Origin of the sequence: Rahnella sp. BIGb0603 (assembly GCF_024808755.1) — a bacterium.
Classification (GTDB): Bacteria; Pseudomonadota; Gammaproteobacteria; order Enterobacterales; family Enterobacteriaceae; genus Rahnella; species Rahnella contaminans.
The window spans coordinates 170,135-188,194 of record NZ_JANUEX010000010.1 but is presented as its reverse complement, the minus strand read 5'-3'; the positions used below and the strand labels follow the sequence as shown (position 1 = coordinate 188,194).

General features: G+C 52.0%; 16 protein-coding genes. 7 read left to right on the top strand and 9 right to left on the bottom strand.

The window, feature by feature from the left end:
- The first annotated feature begins 187 nt into the window (after window positions 1-187).
- A complete protein-coding gene (locus tag M2403_RS22250) occupies window positions 188-1,357 on the top strand; it encodes an MFS transporter (RefSeq protein ID WP_254302933.1) in 1,170 nt (389 codons plus the stop codon).
- A gap of 92 nt (window positions 1,358-1,449) precedes the next feature.
- The gene (locus tag M2403_RS22245; protein ID WP_259230976.1) at window positions 1,450-2,619 is read left to right on the top strand and encodes a helix-turn-helix transcriptional regulator; all 1,170 of its coding nucleotides are present in this window, start codon (window positions 1,450-1,452) and stop codon (window positions 2,617-2,619) included.
- Window positions 2,620-2,818: 199 nt separating this feature from the next.
- Here the strand turns inward: M2403_RS22245 and mqo are convergent, their stop codons facing one another.
- The 6 genes from mqo to M2403_RS22215 all read right to left on the bottom strand — a co-directional run bounded on the left by mqo (window position 2,819) and on the right by M2403_RS22215 (window position 8,384).
- The gene (mqo, locus tag M2403_RS22240) at window positions 2,819-4,462 is read right to left on the bottom strand and encodes a malate dehydrogenase (quinone) (protein WP_152323637.1); all 1,644 of its coding nucleotides are present in this window, start codon (window positions 4,460-4,462) and stop codon (window positions 2,819-2,821) included.
- Window positions 4,463-4,764: 302 nt separating this feature from the next.
- Complete coding sequence (locus tag M2403_RS22235; protein ID WP_217152597.1) at window positions 4,765-5,550, bottom strand: anti-sigma factor; 786 nt, start codon at window positions 5,548-5,550, stop codon at window positions 4,765-4,767.
- A complete protein-coding gene (locus M2403_RS22230; RefSeq protein WP_405047851.1) occupies window positions 5,547-6,002 on the bottom strand; it encodes a sigma-70 family RNA polymerase sigma factor in 456 nt (151 codons plus the stop codon). Before M2403_RS22230 ends, M2403_RS22235 begins: the two co-directional genes overlap by 4 nt.
- A 79-nt stretch (window positions 6,003-6,081) precedes the next feature.
- Complete coding sequence (locus tag M2403_RS22225; protein ID WP_259230975.1) at window positions 6,082-6,624, bottom strand: tetratricopeptide repeat protein; 543 nt, start codon at window positions 6,622-6,624, stop codon at window positions 6,082-6,084.
- 31 nt (window positions 6,625-6,655) lie between these two features.
- Window positions 6,656-7,234 (bottom strand): cytochrome b, encoded by a 579-nt coding sequence (locus M2403_RS22220; protein WP_165060829.1) that lies wholly within the window; start codon window positions 7,232-7,234, stop codon window positions 6,656-6,658.
- Between the two features lie 91 nt (window positions 7,235-7,325).
- On the bottom strand, window positions 7,326-8,384 hold the full coding sequence (locus M2403_RS22215; protein WP_259230974.1) for a GGDEF domain-containing protein: 1,059 nt from the start codon (window positions 8,382-8,384) through the stop codon (window positions 7,326-7,328).
- A 271-nt stretch (window positions 8,385-8,655) separates the two neighbouring features.
- On the opposite strand from M2403_RS22215, the gene M2403_RS22210 reads away from it, so the two are divergent.
- Window positions 8,656-9,402, top strand: coding sequence for a flagellar brake protein (locus tag M2403_RS22210; RefSeq protein ID WP_259230973.1), 747 nt, complete (start codon window positions 8,656-8,658; stop codon window positions 9,400-9,402).
- 23 nt (window positions 9,403-9,425) lie between these two features.
- Here M2403_RS22210 and M2403_RS22205 read toward each other — a convergent pair whose 3' ends face one another.
- Window positions 9,426-10,184 carry an SDR family NAD(P)-dependent oxidoreductase gene (locus M2403_RS22205; protein WP_165060824.1) on the bottom strand — a complete coding sequence of 253 codons (759 nt, stop codon included), beginning with the start codon at window positions 10,182-10,184 and terminating at the stop codon, window positions 9,426-9,428.
- A 125-nt stretch (window positions 10,185-10,309) separates the two neighbouring features.
- Between M2403_RS22205 and M2403_RS22200 the strand changes: the two genes are divergently transcribed.
- From M2403_RS22200 to M2403_RS22185, 4 genes are all read left to right on the top strand, one after another.
- Window positions 10,310-11,209 carry a LysR family transcriptional regulator gene (locus M2403_RS22200; RefSeq protein WP_165060821.1) on the top strand — a complete coding sequence of 300 codons (900 nt, stop codon included), beginning with the start codon at window positions 10,310-10,312 and terminating at the stop codon, window positions 11,207-11,209.
- Between the two features lie 84 nt (window positions 11,210-11,293).
- Window positions 11,294-12,418, top strand: coding sequence for an inner membrane protein YhjD (gene yhjD / locus M2403_RS22195; protein ID WP_259230971.1), 1,125 nt, complete (start codon window positions 11,294-11,296; stop codon window positions 12,416-12,418).
- A gap of 287 nt (window positions 12,419-12,705) precedes the next feature.
- Complete coding sequence (locus tag M2403_RS22190; protein WP_259230970.1) at window positions 12,706-14,028, top strand: MFS transporter; 1,323 nt, start codon at window positions 12,706-12,708, stop codon at window positions 14,026-14,028.
- A 60-nt stretch (window positions 14,029-14,088) separates the two neighbouring features.
- Complete coding sequence (locus tag M2403_RS22185; protein ID WP_165060818.1) at window positions 14,089-14,856, top strand: CDP-diacylglycerol diphosphatase; 768 nt, start codon at window positions 14,089-14,091, stop codon at window positions 14,854-14,856.
- A gap of 37 nt (window positions 14,857-14,893) precedes the next feature.
- Here M2403_RS22185 and M2403_RS22180 read toward each other — a convergent pair whose 3' ends face one another.
- Both M2403_RS22180 and pdeH read right to left on the bottom strand, forming a co-directional pair.
- Complete coding sequence (locus tag M2403_RS22180; protein ID WP_259230968.1) at window positions 14,894-16,948, bottom strand: AsmA family protein; 2,055 nt, start codon at window positions 16,946-16,948, stop codon at window positions 14,894-14,896.
- 212 nt (window positions 16,949-17,160) lie between these two features.
- The gene (gene pdeH / locus M2403_RS22175; protein WP_152323650.1) at window positions 17,161-17,937 is read right to left on the bottom strand and encodes a cyclic-guanylate-specific phosphodiesterase; all 777 of its coding nucleotides are present in this window, start codon (window positions 17,935-17,937) and stop codon (window positions 17,161-17,163) included.
- Window positions 17,938-18,060 lie beyond the last annotated feature (123 nt).

Here is an 18,060-nt window from a genome sequence, read left to right as displayed (position 1 = left end):
TTAAACTCTTCGGGATAACGTTTACCGCTCATGGGCACCTCTCTTTAAGTCATCTTAAATGACTCCGAGGTGTCTGTTAAACCCGTGGCGATTCAATTCTTCTATGCAAGAGAGTGATATTTTTTAGGAATGAATTTCTAATGGATTTTTTTGCACCATCTTCTTCTAAGGTAGGAAAAATTTTGACATGAATAATTATTCAAAAGATAAATTACCCTGGTTTGGTTTATTGGCTTTGTCTATGGCTTGCTTTATCACAATGTTGACGGAAGCCATGCCTGCGGGGCTCTTGCTATGGATTAGCCAAGACTTTGGGATTTCTGCTAGTTACGGAGGCCAGCTGGTAACTGTTTATGCTGCGGGTTCATTGTTAAGTGCAATTCCGTTGATTACTTTAACTCAAGGTATGCGTCGCAAACCTTTATTGTTACTGGCTATCTTTGGATTTGCGATCGTCAATATAATCACAGCATTTTCTACCAGCTATATGCTGACTCTAGTGGTACGTTTTTTTGGTGGTGTTTTTGCCGGATTAGTGTGGTCTTTAGCTGCTGGGTTTGCCATTCGCATGTCACCTCCTCATCTTGCCGGGCGTGCGATTGCAATTGCAATGCTGGGAACCCCCTTAGCCCTGACAATTGGTATACCCACAGGTTCATATCTTGCAGGATTAATAGGTTGGCGTACTGACTTTATAGTTATGAGTGCGCTTACTATGATTTTGTTTCTTTGGGTTATTATGTCAGTGCCAGATGCGGCAGGCCAAAAAAAACGTGAACACCTTTCTCTTTTTCAGGTAGCAAAAATGAAAGGTGTATCAGTTGTTTTATTTGTAACGCTACTCTTCATTCTTGCCCATAATACAATTTTCACCTACATCGCATCATTTATTTCAAATATAGGGCTATCGGAACATATTGATTTAGTATTATTTATTTTCGGCATAGCCGCACTGGCAGGTGTCTGGGGTGCCGGTCTCACCGTTGACCGGTGGCCTAGAAAATCGATGATATTAAGCATTTTACTTTTTGCAGTATCAATCTTCGCACTAACGGTAACAAGTCAAAGCTGGTCAATATATGCGTCTATAGCCGTGTGGGGTTTCGCCTTCGGAGGCGCTCCAACCCTTTTGCAGGCCGCATTAGTAAAGACCGCGAGTGATGCTATTGATGTTGCCCAATCAATGATGGTGACTATTTGGAATATTGCGATTGGTGGGGGAGGTATCCTGGGTGGGGCGCTCTTAATGAAAACAGGGGTGTTATCTCTGCCATATTTTGTCACAGGCCTCTTGATTATTGCTTTTTTTATTACATTTTTAGCGCGTAAACATGGTTTTACTGATAAAGTAGAATAAATAGTAAATCAATGTGATCGATTAGTGTGAAGGAACATGCTATGAAAATATACAGCCAACAGCCCAACAACTTATTAAGATAGGTATCAGATATGGAAAGTCGTGATATCTTTTCTTCAGTATTGCGTCCACTTTACGGAGTGGACGATACCCAATACTCAATTCAAAGAGTACTTAATAACATTAATGCTCTATTTTGTGTTTCATCTAGTTCCCTTTCATTACGAATAAGCAACACAAAAAAACCTGTAGATTTGATTTGTCATACCGGAGTTGATAGTTTTTTCTCTGATTTTTACCTTAAAAAAAGAAGCTATCATGATCCTATATCTGAAAGAGTCACCCGATACGAACTGGATACCGGATTTACTATGGCTGACCTATGTAATCAAGACCCTGAATGGGGCAAAGTTCATAGATCTTCTTTTCAGTCCTTTGGATATAAAGATGCACTACTTGTCAATTTTTACTCTCAAAATGGAGACCGGGGAATTCTAGCTGTACGAAGTGATCCTCGCCGTGGAGAATTTAAAGTGGCAGATTCTGATACCATATCTCAATTATCTCCGCTTCTCAGAACTGCGCTAAATGTACATTTACAGTTATGTAATCAATCTCTAAATGAAACAGATGTACCTGATGCATTCAGTAATTCAGCAACTGCAATCATTAATATATCGAAGTCAGGCCGACTCATTAAAATGAATTCAGAAGGGCATGGAATACTCGTCAGAGAAGATGGTATATTGCTTCAGAAAAACCATATAAAAATGCAAGACAGCCATAGCCATTTTCTGTTTAAGAAATCGTTGGTGGATATTTTCACCGCAACCAATCAATACACAAAATTAATAAAAGTCCAGCGCGACAGGGATAGGTTTTATCTGGTTCGCATAGTGGCTAACAATTCAATATCGTCAAATGATCATAATGCTACATTAATTATATGTGATCCATTCCATAATGTTCGTAGTGAATCTATTTTATGTACGCTTTTTAATCTCACACTTAGGGAAGCCAACGTTGCTACCCATTTGGGGAATGGGAGTAAGCTTAGCGACATTGCGACCCAAAATGGGGTTTCAATTAACACAGTAAAAAGTCAACGTAATATTATATATGAGAAAATAGGCATTAGAAACCAAATCCAATTGGTGCGGATTGTCTGTTATCTGGAGATTATTGTGGAAACAGAGATTCAAACTCTTCATGAAAACAAATGGATATCATCTTCATTGCATGATTCCATATTTCAAAACTAACCTTTGATAAATAAGTTACTTTTTTTATTCCTTCACATTTTATCTAGGCGAAGGGTGCCAACCACTGAAGCCTCTGTAAGCACATCGGTCTTAGTTCCGCGCATTTTTTATATTTCCGTATTTTCAGGGAAATGGTGGAAAGCAGAAACAAAAAAGCGCGGTCTCCCGCGCCTTCAAAATCACTGCTTAATAAATTCGGTCAGAGCGCGACGTCAGCGACGACTTTTTGCTCTTTTTTCGGTGCAGCATTTGTCTCTGCCGCCGGTGCAGGTTCCGCCGCTTTGGGTTGCGGGTTGTCCAGCATCAGAACGCGGCTGGTGTCGCCCAGTTCTTTCTCGGTGGCGGCGACGTTGCCGTTCAGCTCAGTGCCGTAAGAAGGGATGATTTCCTTCAGTTTCGCCTGCCATTCCGGCGTCGCAACTTTGTCTTTGAACACTTTTTCCATCAGGTGCAGCATGATCGGCGCCGCGGTAGACGCGCCCGGTGATGCGCCCAGCAGCGCGGTAATGCTGCCATCTTTGGAGCTGACTACTTCAGTGCCCAGCCGCAGAACGCCGCCTTCTTTCTCATCTTTCTTGATGATCTGCACGCGCTGACCGGCTTCCCACAAGCGCCAGTCTTCTTTCTTCGCATCCGGGAAGTATTCACGCAACGCATCGAAACGGTCTTCGTCGGACAACATCACCTGGCTGACCAGATATTTCACCAGATCAAAGTTGTCGATACCCACGTGGGTCATCGGCATGATGTTGGAGAAGTTGACGCTGCCGAACAGATCCCACAGGGAACCGTTTTTCAGGAATTTGCTGGAGAAGGTCGCGAACGGCCCGAACAGCAGAACCTGTTTACCATCAAGAATACGGGTGTCGAGGTGCGGCACGGACATCGGCGGGGAGCCGACGGCAGCTTTACCGTACACTTTCGCCAGATGGCGTTTCACGATTTCCGGGTTCTCAGTCACCAGGAACTGGCCGCCAACCGGGAAGCCGCCGTAGTTATCCGCTTCAGGAATACCGGATTCCTGCAACAGGGTCAGGGACGCGCCGCCCGCACCGATAAAGACGAATTTCGCCTTGATGACGCTTTCTTTGCCGTCATTTTTCAGGTCAGCCACCGTCACGTTCCAGGTGTTATCCGGGTTACGTTTGATACCGCGCACTTCATGGCCGAGGCTCAGTGAGAAGTTGGGTTTTTTCTGTAGCGAGGCCACCAGCTGACGGGTGATTTCACCGAAGTTCACGTCGGTGCCGATCGGAATACGGGTCGCCGCGATTTTCTGTTTCGGGTCACGGCCTTCCATCACCAGCGGGATCCACTGTTTGATTTGCGCCGGGTCTTCTGAATATTCCATGCCGCGGAACAGCGTGCTTTGTTGCAGCGCCGCGAAGCGTTTACGCAGGAAATTGATATTGTCATCGCCCCACACAAAGCTCATGTGCGGCGTGCTGTTGATGAAGGAACGCGGGTTGTGCAGAACGCCGTTCTGTACCTGATAAGTCCAGAACTGGCGGGAAATCTGGAAGGATTCATTGATTTCGACCGCTTTGGAAATGTCGATGCTGCCATCGGCTTTTTCCGGCGTGTAGTTCATTTCAGCCAGCGCAGAGTGCCCGGTACCGGCGTTGTTCCAGCCGTTGGAACTTTCGAGCGCCACACCGTCCAGACGCTCGACCATGTCGATTGACCAGTCCGGCTCTAATTCCTGAAGGTATGTCCCCAGCGTCGCGCTCATAATGCCGCCGCCGATCAGTAACACATCAACGGGCTTTTCATCTTCTGCGAACGCTGACTGGCTGAATGCAACCACGTTAAGGCAGAGGATCATGGCGAGTATCTTTCTCATGACGTCTGTTTCTCTGAATGTTTAGTTTTAGTTTTGCAGGTGAAAGCTATCCAGATTCCCTGGATAAACGAAATCAACAACCCGGTGCGGTGGGGAAATAAGCGATTATTTCCTCAGAGTCTGAAAGGACAATAATGGGGAGTAACGAAAACCGCGGTGAACAACGACAAATCAACCACACAAATGTTACCGAATACTCATATTATCGAGATTTCGTAAACAATTTAACATCGTCGTTACGTGCATTAAAAATAGTTTAATACTTTAAATAATTACATAAGTTAGTTTCGGAGAGAAACTACTCAGGCGAGATTAGCCCGCAAAGCCGCGGCCTGCGCGGCCATAACGGCTGCGGGACTGTGGCCGATCAGCATGAAGTTGTAACCCGCCTCGCGCCAGTAAACGACGTTCATTTTTTGCCGGATTTCACTTTCCTGCGCCGTATTATTCCGGTGTTCGCTGCGGGTAATGCACAGCGCCATCGGCCCGTAGCGCGCATCAAGGTAAGTGATCTGCGCAATATCGTAGTCGTCGTAATGCAAAATACGGGCGTTTTTCAGCTCAGCGCCCTGCACTTCCAGCGCTGCCGGGCTGAGCCCGATGCCCATCGTTTTATGTACCCGCGCCAGCTGAATTTGCTGTTGTTCAGCAGAGTCATTCACGTCCGCCAGTGTCTGCGCGGTGTACAGCGACATGTAATCCGCCACGCGATCACGCCAGTTGTCTTTGGAAGATTCGCCGGAAAGCAGCGCGGAATAGCGTCCGGCGAGCAGCCCGACGGCCATAAAGCTGACCGACGCCGCCAGCAACGCACGGCGGCTGAATCCGCGCGAACGGGCAACCGGTGCATCCGGTATCGCGTCCAAAGCTGCCTGCAAACGCCCCACCGGCGCGTCCTGCAACATCGACCCGAACGCATCGTGGAAAGGTAAATTGCTGCGCGCCATCTGCTCCAGACGTCCGGCCAGCAGGTCGTCTGCGGCGAGCCGTGCATCAAACTGCGCCCGCTGATTTTCGCTCAGCCGGTTATCGAGGTAGGCGACCAGAACTTCATCGGAGAATGGCGCTTGCGGGATTTCGCGGGTCATTTTTTCTCTCCCTGTTGTGACTGAGCGCCGGAACCGGTGTCTTTTGCCAGCGAAAGCCGGGCAGCCGCCAGACGGCTCATAATGGTGCCAATAGGCACTGACAGCGTCATTGCCGCTTCCTGATAGGTAAAACCTTCGACATACACCAGAAACACCGCGTTCCGCTGGGCTTCCGGCAGGGCATTCACCCGCTGCATCACCTGCGTATGCCAGCGCCGGTCTTCAAAAGAGAACGCATCGGCGGGCACGTCGGTTTCACTGACATCGACAAATCCCTGCCCCTGGCGGACGTGCTGCGCCCTGAGTTCGTTGACCCATATGGAATGCAGAATCGAAAAGAACCAGCGATCGGCACCGGCGCGATCAACCACCTGCGCGCAGCGTTCAAGTGCCCGCACGCAGGTCGATTGCACCAGATCATCTGCCACGTCCGGCTTGCGCGATAACACCATCGCGTAACGCCACAGACGCGCCAGACACTGACTCAGTTCATGACGTAAGTCGGTGGGTGAAATTTAGCGTTTCCCCGTTTCAGGATTCAGGATGTCCGTCGATAGCCGCGCTCAGATCGCGATACTCTTCGCAGCCGGTGCTGCACAGGCCTCTGATGGTCGCCAGTTGCGCTTTCGCGAGATCAGGACGCCCTTTAATCATATAAGCCTCGCCGAGATATTCCCGGACTTTGGCGTAATTTGCGTCAATCGCAATCGACTTCTGATAATAGCGGATGCCTTCGTCGGTACGCCCGAGTTTGCGGGTGGCGTAGCCGCGATAGTTCCAGGCTTCTTTGGTGTTCGGGTCTTTCAGCGTGTCGAGCACCGTCAGCGCTTCCTGATACCGGCCCGATTTCGCCAGATGGTAGGCGTACTGGGTTTTGTCCTGATCGGAAATCATGCCGCCTTTATCCACCATGCAGCTTTTGGTTTTGCTGTCGTAGATTTGCCCTTTCGGGCAGTCCGGCGTTTTTTTCTCATCAGAATCATCACCCATCGCGTGCGCGGCGACACTGAACATCAGCAAATTACCCGCCAGACACACCACCGACAACGCCTGAATCACTGTTTTTGTCTTCATAGTTTTTGTCTTCCTGTAGGGGAGAGATTATTTACGGGCGGCTGACGCGGCCCGGCAGCATGCGGCGCAAAATGCCGTCGCGGAGAACGTAGTGATGGAACAGTGCGGCCAGCGCATGTACGCCCGCCAAAACAATCAGCGCCCAGGCCACATTGTTGTGTAACGTGCCGAAGGTTCGGGTCATCACACTGTCGAAATTGAAAACGTCAGGAATGGGGAAAAGCCCGAAGAAGTAGAAAGGCTCGGCCTGAGACCAGCGGAACAAAAAGCCCAGCACGATCTGCGTGACCAGCAAAATGTAGAGCGCCAGATGGGTCAGATGCGCCGCCGCTTTCATCATCACCGGCATGGCGACAGGTTCCTGTTTGCTGCGCCCGGTGCTGACCGTAAACAGACGCCAGAGCAAACGCCCGAGGATAATCGCCGCCAGTAAAATCCCGACAGAAATATGCACGGATTGCAGCCCTTTGCGCAGCGGCGTGCCGCGCTCAAGCACTTCCCAGATATGCGCGCTGGCAAACAGAAAAATGACGCACAGCGCCGTCAGCCAGTGCAGAAGAATGGTCAGCCCGTCGTAACGGTGGCGGGAAACAGAAGTGGAAGTTTGCATAAAAAACGGTGCCCGTAAGTGTTCGATATGAGGTAAACACCTGAGCACCGCTTTTTATTCGGTATGAGGGAAAAATAATTTTCAGAAATCGTTAAAAGCTGGTCGTCCGGTTGCGTCCGTTGGTTTTCGACTGATACAGCGCACCGTCGGCCACAATGATATTTTCCTGCCAACTTTTGTCTGGCTGGTAGTTCGCCACGCCCAGCGATACGGTGATCTTGAAGGGTTCGCCGTCGGCGTTGGTAAAGACCGTGCTTTCGACCGCGCGGCGGATACGCTCACAGCATTTCACGCATTCGTACGTGTTGCCGCTGGCAATCAGAATCACAAATTCTTCGCCGCCAAAACGCGCCAGAACGTCGTCTTTTCGCAGCATCATCCGCGCCACATTCGCCACGCGCACCAGCACGTCATCGCCGATCGCATGCCCGTAGGTATCGTTCACTTTCTTGAAGAAATCGATATCCAGCATCGCCAGTCCGAATCCGCTGTGGTTTTTCTGCACCGCTTTCAGGTGTTCTTCCAGCCCCATACGGTTAAAGGTTTTGGTGAGGAAATCCATCGACGAGTTTTCTTTCTCGCGGAAGAACGCGCGCACGTAGCGGAATTTACCTCCCAGCCCGTGGTAACAGATAAACATGCAAAAAAGCGTGACCAGCTGGTAGCCAAGTGAACTCCAGATAATTGCCCAGGAATTCAGATAAGGGGCCGAGACAATCAGCCGGATCACGAGGACTATCGACGTCGCGATAGCGAAGGTGCGGATGTTGTTGTCGCGCCATGGCCGGAAATAGCAGATGCCCGCAATCATCACCGCGACAAACAGGTTATCGATAGTGAACATTCCGGTGAGGAAGAATTTCAGCATAAACCCACAGAGCACGCTGAACCAGCCGACGTAGAACACGCAAATCACCAGCGGGATCATCTCAAAGCTGTAATACACCGTGCCGCTGAGTCGGAACAAATCGCGATCCAGAAAAGCCGCCACGGCGCCGCAGAGAACTCCGAACAACACACGCTTGTAGAGCGGGGAGTTAGGCCCGAGCGGGCTGTCGCTGCTGAGGAAAAAATAGAAAAACACCAGGCTGGCGTAAGTCACGCAAATATTAATGTAAAGCGCATCCAGCGACTTGATCACTTGTTCCATACAACTCCTGAAACCCGTTGCGAACCGGACAACAAAAAATCCGTGACAAGGGCGGAAAATAACCTTCGATAGTGTGAAAGATAGCCTATATATAAAGTGAAGACGGCAGCAACTCCGGCCTGTCTTCGGCGGAATTTCATCTTAAGCCGGAGAAAATACCCGTTATTACACATTAAAGTTTTGTTTTGAATAACCGATATCCGTAATAGGCACTTTTTATTTCGAGGGCTGTACGAACATATTGTGATCATTGCATATAGAGGTGTGGCAGGTGAGCGAAGTATCCCGAGAGTCGTTTGCTAAGCGGAACACGCTGGCAATCTTGTCCGTACTGCGTGACTTGAAGAAGAACCAGACGCTGGTCATGGTCAGTCACGCCCGCGGGCAATTTATCAGTAAAATTTTGGACGTTGATTCTGACAACCATCAGTTTTTGTTCGATCTGGGCAGCTCAGATTATGAAAACGGTCTGGCGATCAATGCCGGGACGCTGAACTTTGTCGCGGAACCTGCAGGTGCGAAAGTGGAATTTGCCTGCGGTCAGGTACGTCAGGTGACGTACGAAAGTTTGCCGACGTTTACCTGCGACATTCCCCCCGTTCTGTATTTTATCCAGCGCCGCGAGTATTTCCGCGTGAACGTTCCCTGGCTGCCGGATTACCGTTGCAGCGGAAAGCTGCCGGATGCCTCAGAGTTTGCCTGGCGCGTGCGCGATATTTCCCTCGGCGGTCTTGGTCTGGAAATTGACGGCACAACGCCACCGGAAATGGCTTCCGGCGCGGTGCTGAAAGATTCGCTGATTCAGCTGGCGGAACTCGGCTCGTTCAAGCTGGATTTGCAATATATCGGCTCGATGCCGCGTAAATCTGTCAGCAACAAAGGCGAAACAGTCAGCACGCAGCGGCTGAGTTTTAAGTTTCCGCATTTGTCGCCCGCGCAGGAACGTGACCTGCAACGGGCGATTTTCGAGCTGGAAAAACAGCAACATCTCAAAGCCAGACGTTTCCAGGAAAGTTAACGTTCAGATCTGAGAGAAACGGCTCAGATAAACATTCCGCCCGACGCTTCTACGCGCTGGGCGTTCATCCAGCCAGCTTCATCGCTGAGCATCAGCGCCACCATCCCGCCGATATCATCCGGCAAACCGGCACGCCCGAGTGCGGTGTTCGCGGAGACAATCTGGTTCACCTGCGGATTGTCACGCACCATTCCGCCGCTGAAATCCGTTTCAATCGCTCCCGGTGCCAGAACGTTGGCGGTGATACCGCGCGCGCCCAGCTCTTTCGCCTGATAACGCGTCAGCACTTCGATTGCGCCTTTCATGATGGCGTAAGCCGAAGAGCCCGGCAGCGCAAACCGCGCCAGACCGCTGGAAATATTCAGAATACGGCCACCGTCGGCCATCAGCGGCAACAGTTTTTGCGTGAGGAAGAACGGCCCTTTCAGATGGACATTCATCATCAGGTCAAACTGTTCTTCGGTGGTGTCAGTGAACGCTTCATGCAGCCCTACGCCCGCATTGTTGACCAGAAAATCAAAAGTTTCGCGCTGCCAGACCTGCTGAAGCTGCGTTTTCACATCAGCCACAAACGCATTAAACGAACCGGTTTCGCCGGTATTGAGCGCTAAAGCCACCGCCTTTCCACCTGAGGCTTCCACGTTCTGCACCACGGCTTTCGCCGCGTCGATCTGACTGTGGTAAGTGAAAATGACGTCTACCCCCTTTTTCGCCAATTTTTCAATGGCATTCCGGCCTAAACCACGGCTTCCGCCGGTTACGATAGCGATTTTACGATTCATTTCAGACCTCATTGGCATTTGGTAGGTTTTCGTTGTTTAAAACACAGCCTATTGGACTCCTCTGTAATGATAAATAGTCCATAATGAGTTTCACTGTCTCAAAACCAACAACAATCGGGCAAAATGTGGATAAAATTCAATCAATGAAGGTTTTCGTTCGCGTCGCGGAATTGAGCAATTTTACCCGCGCCGCCGAAAGTCTGGGATTACCCAAAGGCAGCGTGTCGCGGCTGGTCCAGCAACTGGAAATCCGCATGTCCGCCCGTTTGCTGCACCGTTCCACGCGCCGCGTTCAGCTTACGCAGGACGGTCAGGTGTTTTATCAGCGCTGCAAAGAACTGCTTTCGAGCATGGACGAACTCGAATCGATGTTTCAGTCGAACCCGGCGAGCATCAGCGGGCGGCTGCGCGTGGATATGTCGGTCGGCATGGCGACGCATCTGGTGTTGCCGCGTCTGGCGGAGTTTCTGAACCGCTATCCGGCGCTGGAAATCGAACTGAGCAGTACCGATCACCGTGTGGATGTGGTGCGCGAAGGGTTTGACTGCGTGGTGCGCAGCGGCACGTTGAAGGATTCCGGCCTGATCGCCCGCCCGCTGGGGCATCTGAGCGTGATTAACTGCGCAAGCCCCGGTTATCTGCAACGCTACGGCACGCCGGATCATCCCGATCAGCTGGCGCAGCACGCGATGGTGCATTACGAACAAACGCTCGGCAGCCATACGTCTGCGTTTGAATATCTCGACGGCAAGCAGGTGAGAACCGTCAAAAGCGGCGGTGCGGTGACGGTCAACAGCACGGAAACCTATGTTTCAGCCTGCGTGGCCGGTCTGGGGATTATTCAGGCGCCGCTGATTGGCGTTCGTAACGCGCTGGCGGGTGGCCAGCTGGTGAGTATTTTGCCGCAGTTCCGTGCGCCGCCGATGCCCGTGACGCTGGTTTATCCGCACCGCCTGAACCTTTCGCGGCGCGTCAAAGTCTTCATGGACTGGCTGACAGATATAACCCAAACGTTCATTGCCTGAGCGGTTAAACCCGCCAGACATCACCCGGACGGCTCAGGCGTCTATACTTAAGGCTGGATGCACTTTTAAGGACAACATGGATCAATGCCCATTATTTCTAAGCAAGAACCGGTAAAACAGGAAACACCCGCCCCGCTGATTAACATCAAAACCGGCAATTCGACGGTGGATAAAAACATCGGCAGATTCTCACGGCTGGTGGAATACGTTCAGTCCTGGGGCTGGGTCGCGCATTTGCTGCGGGCCACGGAACGTTTCAACGATCGTCTGGGCAGCCAGTTTGGTGCGGCGATCACCTATTTCTCGTTCCTCTCGCTGATCCCGATCCTGATGGTTTCCTTCGCCGCCGTGGGTTTCGTGCTGGCGTCCAATCCGGATCTGCTGGCCGGTCTCATCAATAAAATCGTGAACAGCATCAGCGACCCGAATCTGGCGAATACGCTGAAAAGCACGGTCAATACGGCCATTCAGCAACGCACCGCCGTCGGGTTATCCGGCCTGCTGATTGCGCTGTACTCCGGCATCAGCTGGATGGGAAATCTGCGCGAGGCGATCCGCGCGCAGTCGCGTGACGTCTGGGAACGCAATCCGCAGGATCAGGAGAAGATTTACCGCCGCTACATTCGCGATTTTATTTCGCTGACCGGGCTGGTGCTGGCGCTGATCATCACGCTGTCGCTGACGTCTATTGCCGGTGCGGCGCAAAAAACCATTGTAGATGCGCTGGGGCTCGGCGGTATCGAGTGGCTGAGACCGGTGATGACCAGTATTGCGCTGGTAATTTCCATTGCGGCCAACTATCTGCTGTTCCTGTGGATTTTCTGGATGTTGCCGCGCCATAAACCGCGCAAGAAAGCCCTGCTGCGCGGCACGCTGCTGGCGGCGATTGGCTTTGAGGTGATTAAATTCGTGATGACCATGACACTGCCGAAACTGGCCACCTCGCCTTCCGGCGCGGCGTTCGGGTCGGTCATTGGCCTGATGGCGTTCTTCTATTTCTTCGCCCGCCTGACGTTGTTTGTCGCCGCGTGGATTGCCACCGCGAAATACAAAGATGACCCGGTAATGCCCGATCACGGGAAAAAAGGCGCAAAAACGGCCAAAACGACGTCGGGAAACGACAGCGAATACACGCCTGACGACCTCATCGTGCCAGATGAAATGCATATAACCGCCGTTAACTCTGGAAGAGAAGTCAAAAAGCAGTGAATAACACCAGATAGCACTTCTCACTGCCCTTAAAACCAGAATAACTGACTAATGGCCGTACTTTTATTTCACGGTTTTGCAGTCAGTTACTCTGAATTTGTTCCATTGAGCAAACTTATGATTTGCAAACGGGCAACGCCAAAAAAGATTCCCCCGATCCCGCCCGAAATGCCGTTTTTAGGCATTTCTCCCTCGTTGAAAACCCGTCTGGCTGTGCATAAGATGCCCTTTCACCACACATTTATTTACAAACCCTCTATTTCATCAACAACAAATAAGAAACACTTATGCAAGCCTCCATCGCTCAAGAATTAGAAGCTGACGCCAACCTGGTGAATCAGAACTCACGCGGAAAAGTCATCGTTGCGTCGCTGATCGGGACGGCCATCGAGTTTTTCGACTTTTACATTTATGCCACCGCTGCGGTGATCGTGTTCCCGCACATCTTCTTCCCGCAGGGCGACCCGACGGCCGCCACGCTACAGTCGCTCGCCACATTCGCTATCGCCTTTATTGCGCGTCCGATTGGCTCCGCGCTGTTCGGGCATTTCGGCGACCGCGTAGGGCGTAAAGTGACGCTCGTGGCGTCCCTCCTGACCATGGGTGTTTCCACCGTTGTCATTGGCCTGCTGCCGACTTACGCGACGATTGGCGTTTTCGCACCAATGCTGCTGGCGCTGGCGCGTTTTGGTCAGGGTCTCGGTCTGGGCGGCGAATGGGGCGGCGCGGCATTGCTCGCAACGGAGAATGCGCCACCGAAAAAACGCGCGCTGTACGGTTCTTTCCCGCAGCTTGGCGCGCCGATTGGCTTCTTCTTCGCTAACGGGATGTTCCTGCTGTTGTCCTGGCTGCTGACCGACGAACAGTTTATTTCCTGGGGCTGGCGCGTGCCGTTCCTGCTTTCTGCGGTGCTGGTGCTGGTTGGCCTTTACGTGCGTGTTTCCCTTCACGAAACGCCGGTCTTCGCTAAAATTGCCAAAGCCGGTAAACAGGTAAAAGTGCCGATTGGCATGCTGTTCACCAAATACAAAAAAGCGACCCTGCTCGGCACGTTCATCATGGTGGCAACGTATACGCTGTTCTACATCATGACCGTGTATTCACTGGGTTACGGCACGGCAGCTCAGCCCGCGGGCCTGGGCATTCCGCGTAATGAATTCCTGCTGATGCTGATGATTGGCGTGGTCGGTTTCGGCGTAATGGTACCGATTGCCGGTCAGCTGGCGGATAAATTTGGGCGTCGCAAAACGATGATCTGCATTACCTTGCTGATGATTGTTTTCGCACTGTGCTTCCCGACCATTCTCGGTTCAGGCTCGCAGGCGCTGGTGATGGTCTTCCTGCTGTGCGGTTTTATGGTGATGGGGCTGACGTTTGGTCCGATGGGCGCGCTGCTGCCTGAACTGTTCCCGACAGAAGTCCGCTACACCGGCGCATCCTTCTCCTATAATGTGTCTTCGATACTGGGTGCGTCCGTCGCGCCGTACATCGCCACCTGGCTGGCAACTCATTACGGGTTGTTCTATGTGGGCGTTTATCTGGCCTTTATGGCAACGCTGACGCTGATCGCGCTGCTGCTGTCCAAAGAAACTGCCCATCAGTCGCTGTAACTGATCCGGACACCGTGCCAGGTTTTTCGCCTGGCACGGTGCCTTCTGCGAAGGTTTCTTATGCGTTTACGACGATTAGTTTTGCCTGCCCTGCTCCTGCTTATCATCATTGCCGCCGCTTTCTGGTATTTCTGGCCCCACTCTTCCAATCCTAACGCCTTGTGGAACATCATCAGCAAAAAATGCGTGCCGAATCAGCGCAGCACGGGCAAACCCGATCCCTGCGCGCAGGTGGATGAACAACACGGATTTGTGGTGCTGAAGGATTTGAACGGGCCATTGCAGTATTTACTGATGCCCAGCGCGCGGATCACCGGTATGGAAAGCCCGGCGCTGCTGGAGCCGGAAACGCCGAACTTTTTCAATCAGGCCTGGAATGCGCGGCATTTTATGGCGGATAAATACGGCAAACCGATTGATGACAGCAATATCTCGCTGGCGATTAATTCACAATACGGACGCTCGCAGAATCAACTGCACATCCATATTTCCTGTCTGTTGCCGCAGGTAAAAACTACGCTGGCCAGAGAGGGCGCGCAGATGGGATACAACTGGCAGGAACTGCCGGACAAACTGCTGGGCCACACGTACCTGGCGCGTAAAGTGACGCCCGCCGAGCTCAATGAGAAAGGCGCGTTCAGAATTCTGGCGCAAGGCGTGCCGGACGCAGATAAAAAAATGGGCCACTTCGGCATGGCGATGGTCAGCCTGCCGGGCGGCGACTTCCTGCTGCTCGCCAGCGAGCGCGATTTACTCAAACTCAACAACGCCTCGACCGAAGAAATCCAGGATCATAGCTGCGCAGTACTGGATCCGGTGCCCCGGTGAAATCAGCTCCTCCCTTTCGCCGGGAGGAGCGTATCAATCACTTCTCTTTCATCTGCTGCAATATCGGACCGCACTGGTTTTCTTCGTTGTCGCTTGGGGAAATCAGTGCGAGCAATGCAGCGGCCGGGGCGACGACCGCGCCGAGCGCGACGGCAGCAGCGCCACGGGCGATCAGCGGGCCGGGTTTTACACCGGCGTCCGGATTTTTATACGTGCCGCGGACATACAGCGGTGAACGCAGCGTCAGAATACGCACGCCCTTGCTTTCGGGGTTGATCGACAAATCCAGACGTTCCGTCGCCATATTGGTGCTACCGGTAATGTTGATCACCGCATTCTCGGTATCGAACACAAACAACCGTGGCGTTACCAGCCCGTTTTTGACGTTCACGTTGGCGGCGGCGCAGTTGATCGCCACTTCGTCATCGCCGAACAATTTGCTGACCACGTAGTTCCCCACGTTCAGCCCGGCCAGTTCCATCAGACCCCGGCTGATCACGCCGTCGTTGATGAGAATTTTCATGTCGCCGTTGCTGGTGCCGAGCAACGCGGCCACCGAATTCCCGGTCCCGGTCAGCGTCGCATCGCCGTTGAGATCGCCCAGACTGCGCTCCATCGACTGTACGCTCGGCAGCAACTGTTTCAGTTTCAGCTTACGCGCATGAATATCCGCACGCGCCTGCATCGGCGATTTGTCGCCCTCCAGCCGGATGGTGGAATTGAGATTACCGCCCGCCACGCCAAAACGCAGAGGGTCGAGCAGAATTTCGCCGTCGGTGAGTTTCAGGTGCGTGCTTAAATCGCTCAGCGGCAGCGATTTACCGTGCTCAATACGTTTGGCGCTAAATTTCACATCCGCGTCCATCACGCGCCAGCTTTTGGTATCAAACTTCTCTACCGGCAGCACTTTGTCAGAAGGCTGACGGGTCGTTTCGCCACGTTTCGCTTTATCCGTATTGGAATCGGCCCCGATCAGCGGCGCGAGATCAGCAAAACGCAGCTGTTTGGACACCACGTCGCCGGTCAGTTTTGGCCTTGGTTTGCTGGCCTCATAGGTCAGCGAGCCGTGAATATCGCTGTCGCCAATCTCGCCGTTAAAGTTCTGATAACGGTAAATGGCGCCGTTCTTCCCGTGCAATGTCGCCGACAAATGGCCGTCGGTAGAATACGGCGGCGTTTGCGGCAGCAGGACGCCGGTCAGACCGTACAAATCAGACAGCGTTTGCCCGGAGAATTTCAGGCGTAAATCCAGACCGCCGAGGTTCATCGGATCCTGCAATGTCCCGGCGACGGCTACGCGGGTTTTCCCCGAACGCACATCCGCCTGTAACGGGAACAGCGCGTCAGGGTCTTTCAGCGCCAGCATTCCGCCAATTTTCCCGCTGCCCGACAGGGATTCGCCGTTGTATTTCCCGTCCACTTTCCAGCCAAACACGTAAGGCGGGGTTTTGGTTTTCGGCGCATCTTTCTTATCGCCGACCACTTCCGTAAACGGCAGCGGTTTACCCAGCGGATCAATTACGGCGCGGAAATCGGCTTTGAGTTTGGCGTCTTTATAGTCAATCTGCCCGCGATCAAACACGATATCGTTGAGAGTAAATGACCAGGCTGATGGCGGCTGCGCAGGGTCTTTGGTGTCGCTGTTAGCGAGATTGAACGTCCAGTTATTTTTGCCATTATCCAAACGCAGCAGCGAAGCATCCGGCTGTTTCAGCCAGATGCGTGGTATCAGCACTTCTTTGTGCAGCAGCGCGAGCGGCGCAATGCTGGCATCAACGCGGGCGAGTTTCACCATCTGCGCGTCTTTTTCGCCGGTCTGAACGTCGGAAGGGTTTCCGAGCACGATATCTTCCGCATGGATGTGAGGCCAGGGAACCCACGCCCGCCAGCCCGCTTCATCTTTTTGCCGCGACCAGTCCACGCCCAAATCACCGCGGATCGCGAATTGCCGGTTGAGCTCAGTACTGACCTTTTGATTTATCGTGGGTTTGAGGCGGTTCCAGTCGAACATCGCGATGAAAATCACGATGGCAATCAACAGAATAACAATCACACCGACAACCCAGGAGATCACTTTACCTGTGCGCGTCATAACGCTGTTCCTTTCAAACAGTTAACGAATCCCAGAGTTTAACCATAGTTGAATTCGTCACAGCTTGCCGGAAACGGTCTGCATCAGGAGGGATAAAACGTGAAGGAGGGGCAGTGATAACGCCTTAAAAATCAGCGTGATGATAATGCATCACACCACATCAACTCACCCGGCATTTTGAGACTTAGCCTCAGCGAGTTAGGTGTGATTCATTATCCTTTGAAATGTATTGGCAGATTATCCAGATGGTCGAAAACAACGGGTCGCGCCAGATAATAGCCCTGAGCGGCCAGCGCATCAGAATTACGCACCATCGCCCATTCAGCGGCGGTTTCGACCCCTTCGATAATGACGCCTTTGCTGTAGCGCTTCATCAGCGTCACCAGCGTGTAAAACAGGCGCGAGCCTTCTTCGCTCTGACCCAGCAGAATAAACAAATCGCGGGCAATTTTGATGTATTCGTAGTGCCAGGTGGTGAAGGAAGAGAAGTTGGCAATGCCCTGACCAAAGTCATCGAGCCATAACCGGTCGGATTGTTCAATCTGGGACAACGGAATGCTCAGCGCATGTTCAGCACTTTCGACCAGTTCAAAACGGACGTATGGCATCGCGTTGATTTGCGCTTGCAGCGCAGAATCAGACTGCAACATTTCCAGCACCTGACCATCGACGTTGATTGAGGCCAGTAATTCGTTATCGATGAACAGATTTTGCCAGCGCTGCAACAGGTTAAGTTGTTCCTGAACGATTTGCAGGCGTTTACCGACAGCGATCGCGACAAAATATTCTTCGGGCGAAATGAATTTATGCGGGTTCGCAGGGTGGAAAACCCCGGTCAGCAATTCAATCCCCAACAGTTTTCCTGTAGTGCGATAAATCGGCTGAAAACGGTACACTCTCTGACATTGACGCCAGTAAGACTGTGCTTTTACGCGTTCGATAGCGGTAAAAGAAGGCGTAATCAGCCCTAACATCATCTTAGTTATCATATTTTTCTGCCGTCATGAATAAGAATCAGATCATCAGGGGACATGCGGCAACATGTGTTGCGTGACTACAAGGTGATTAGTAGCCCGATTTCCTGGCTTTCATTAGTAGAGATATCTATCGGC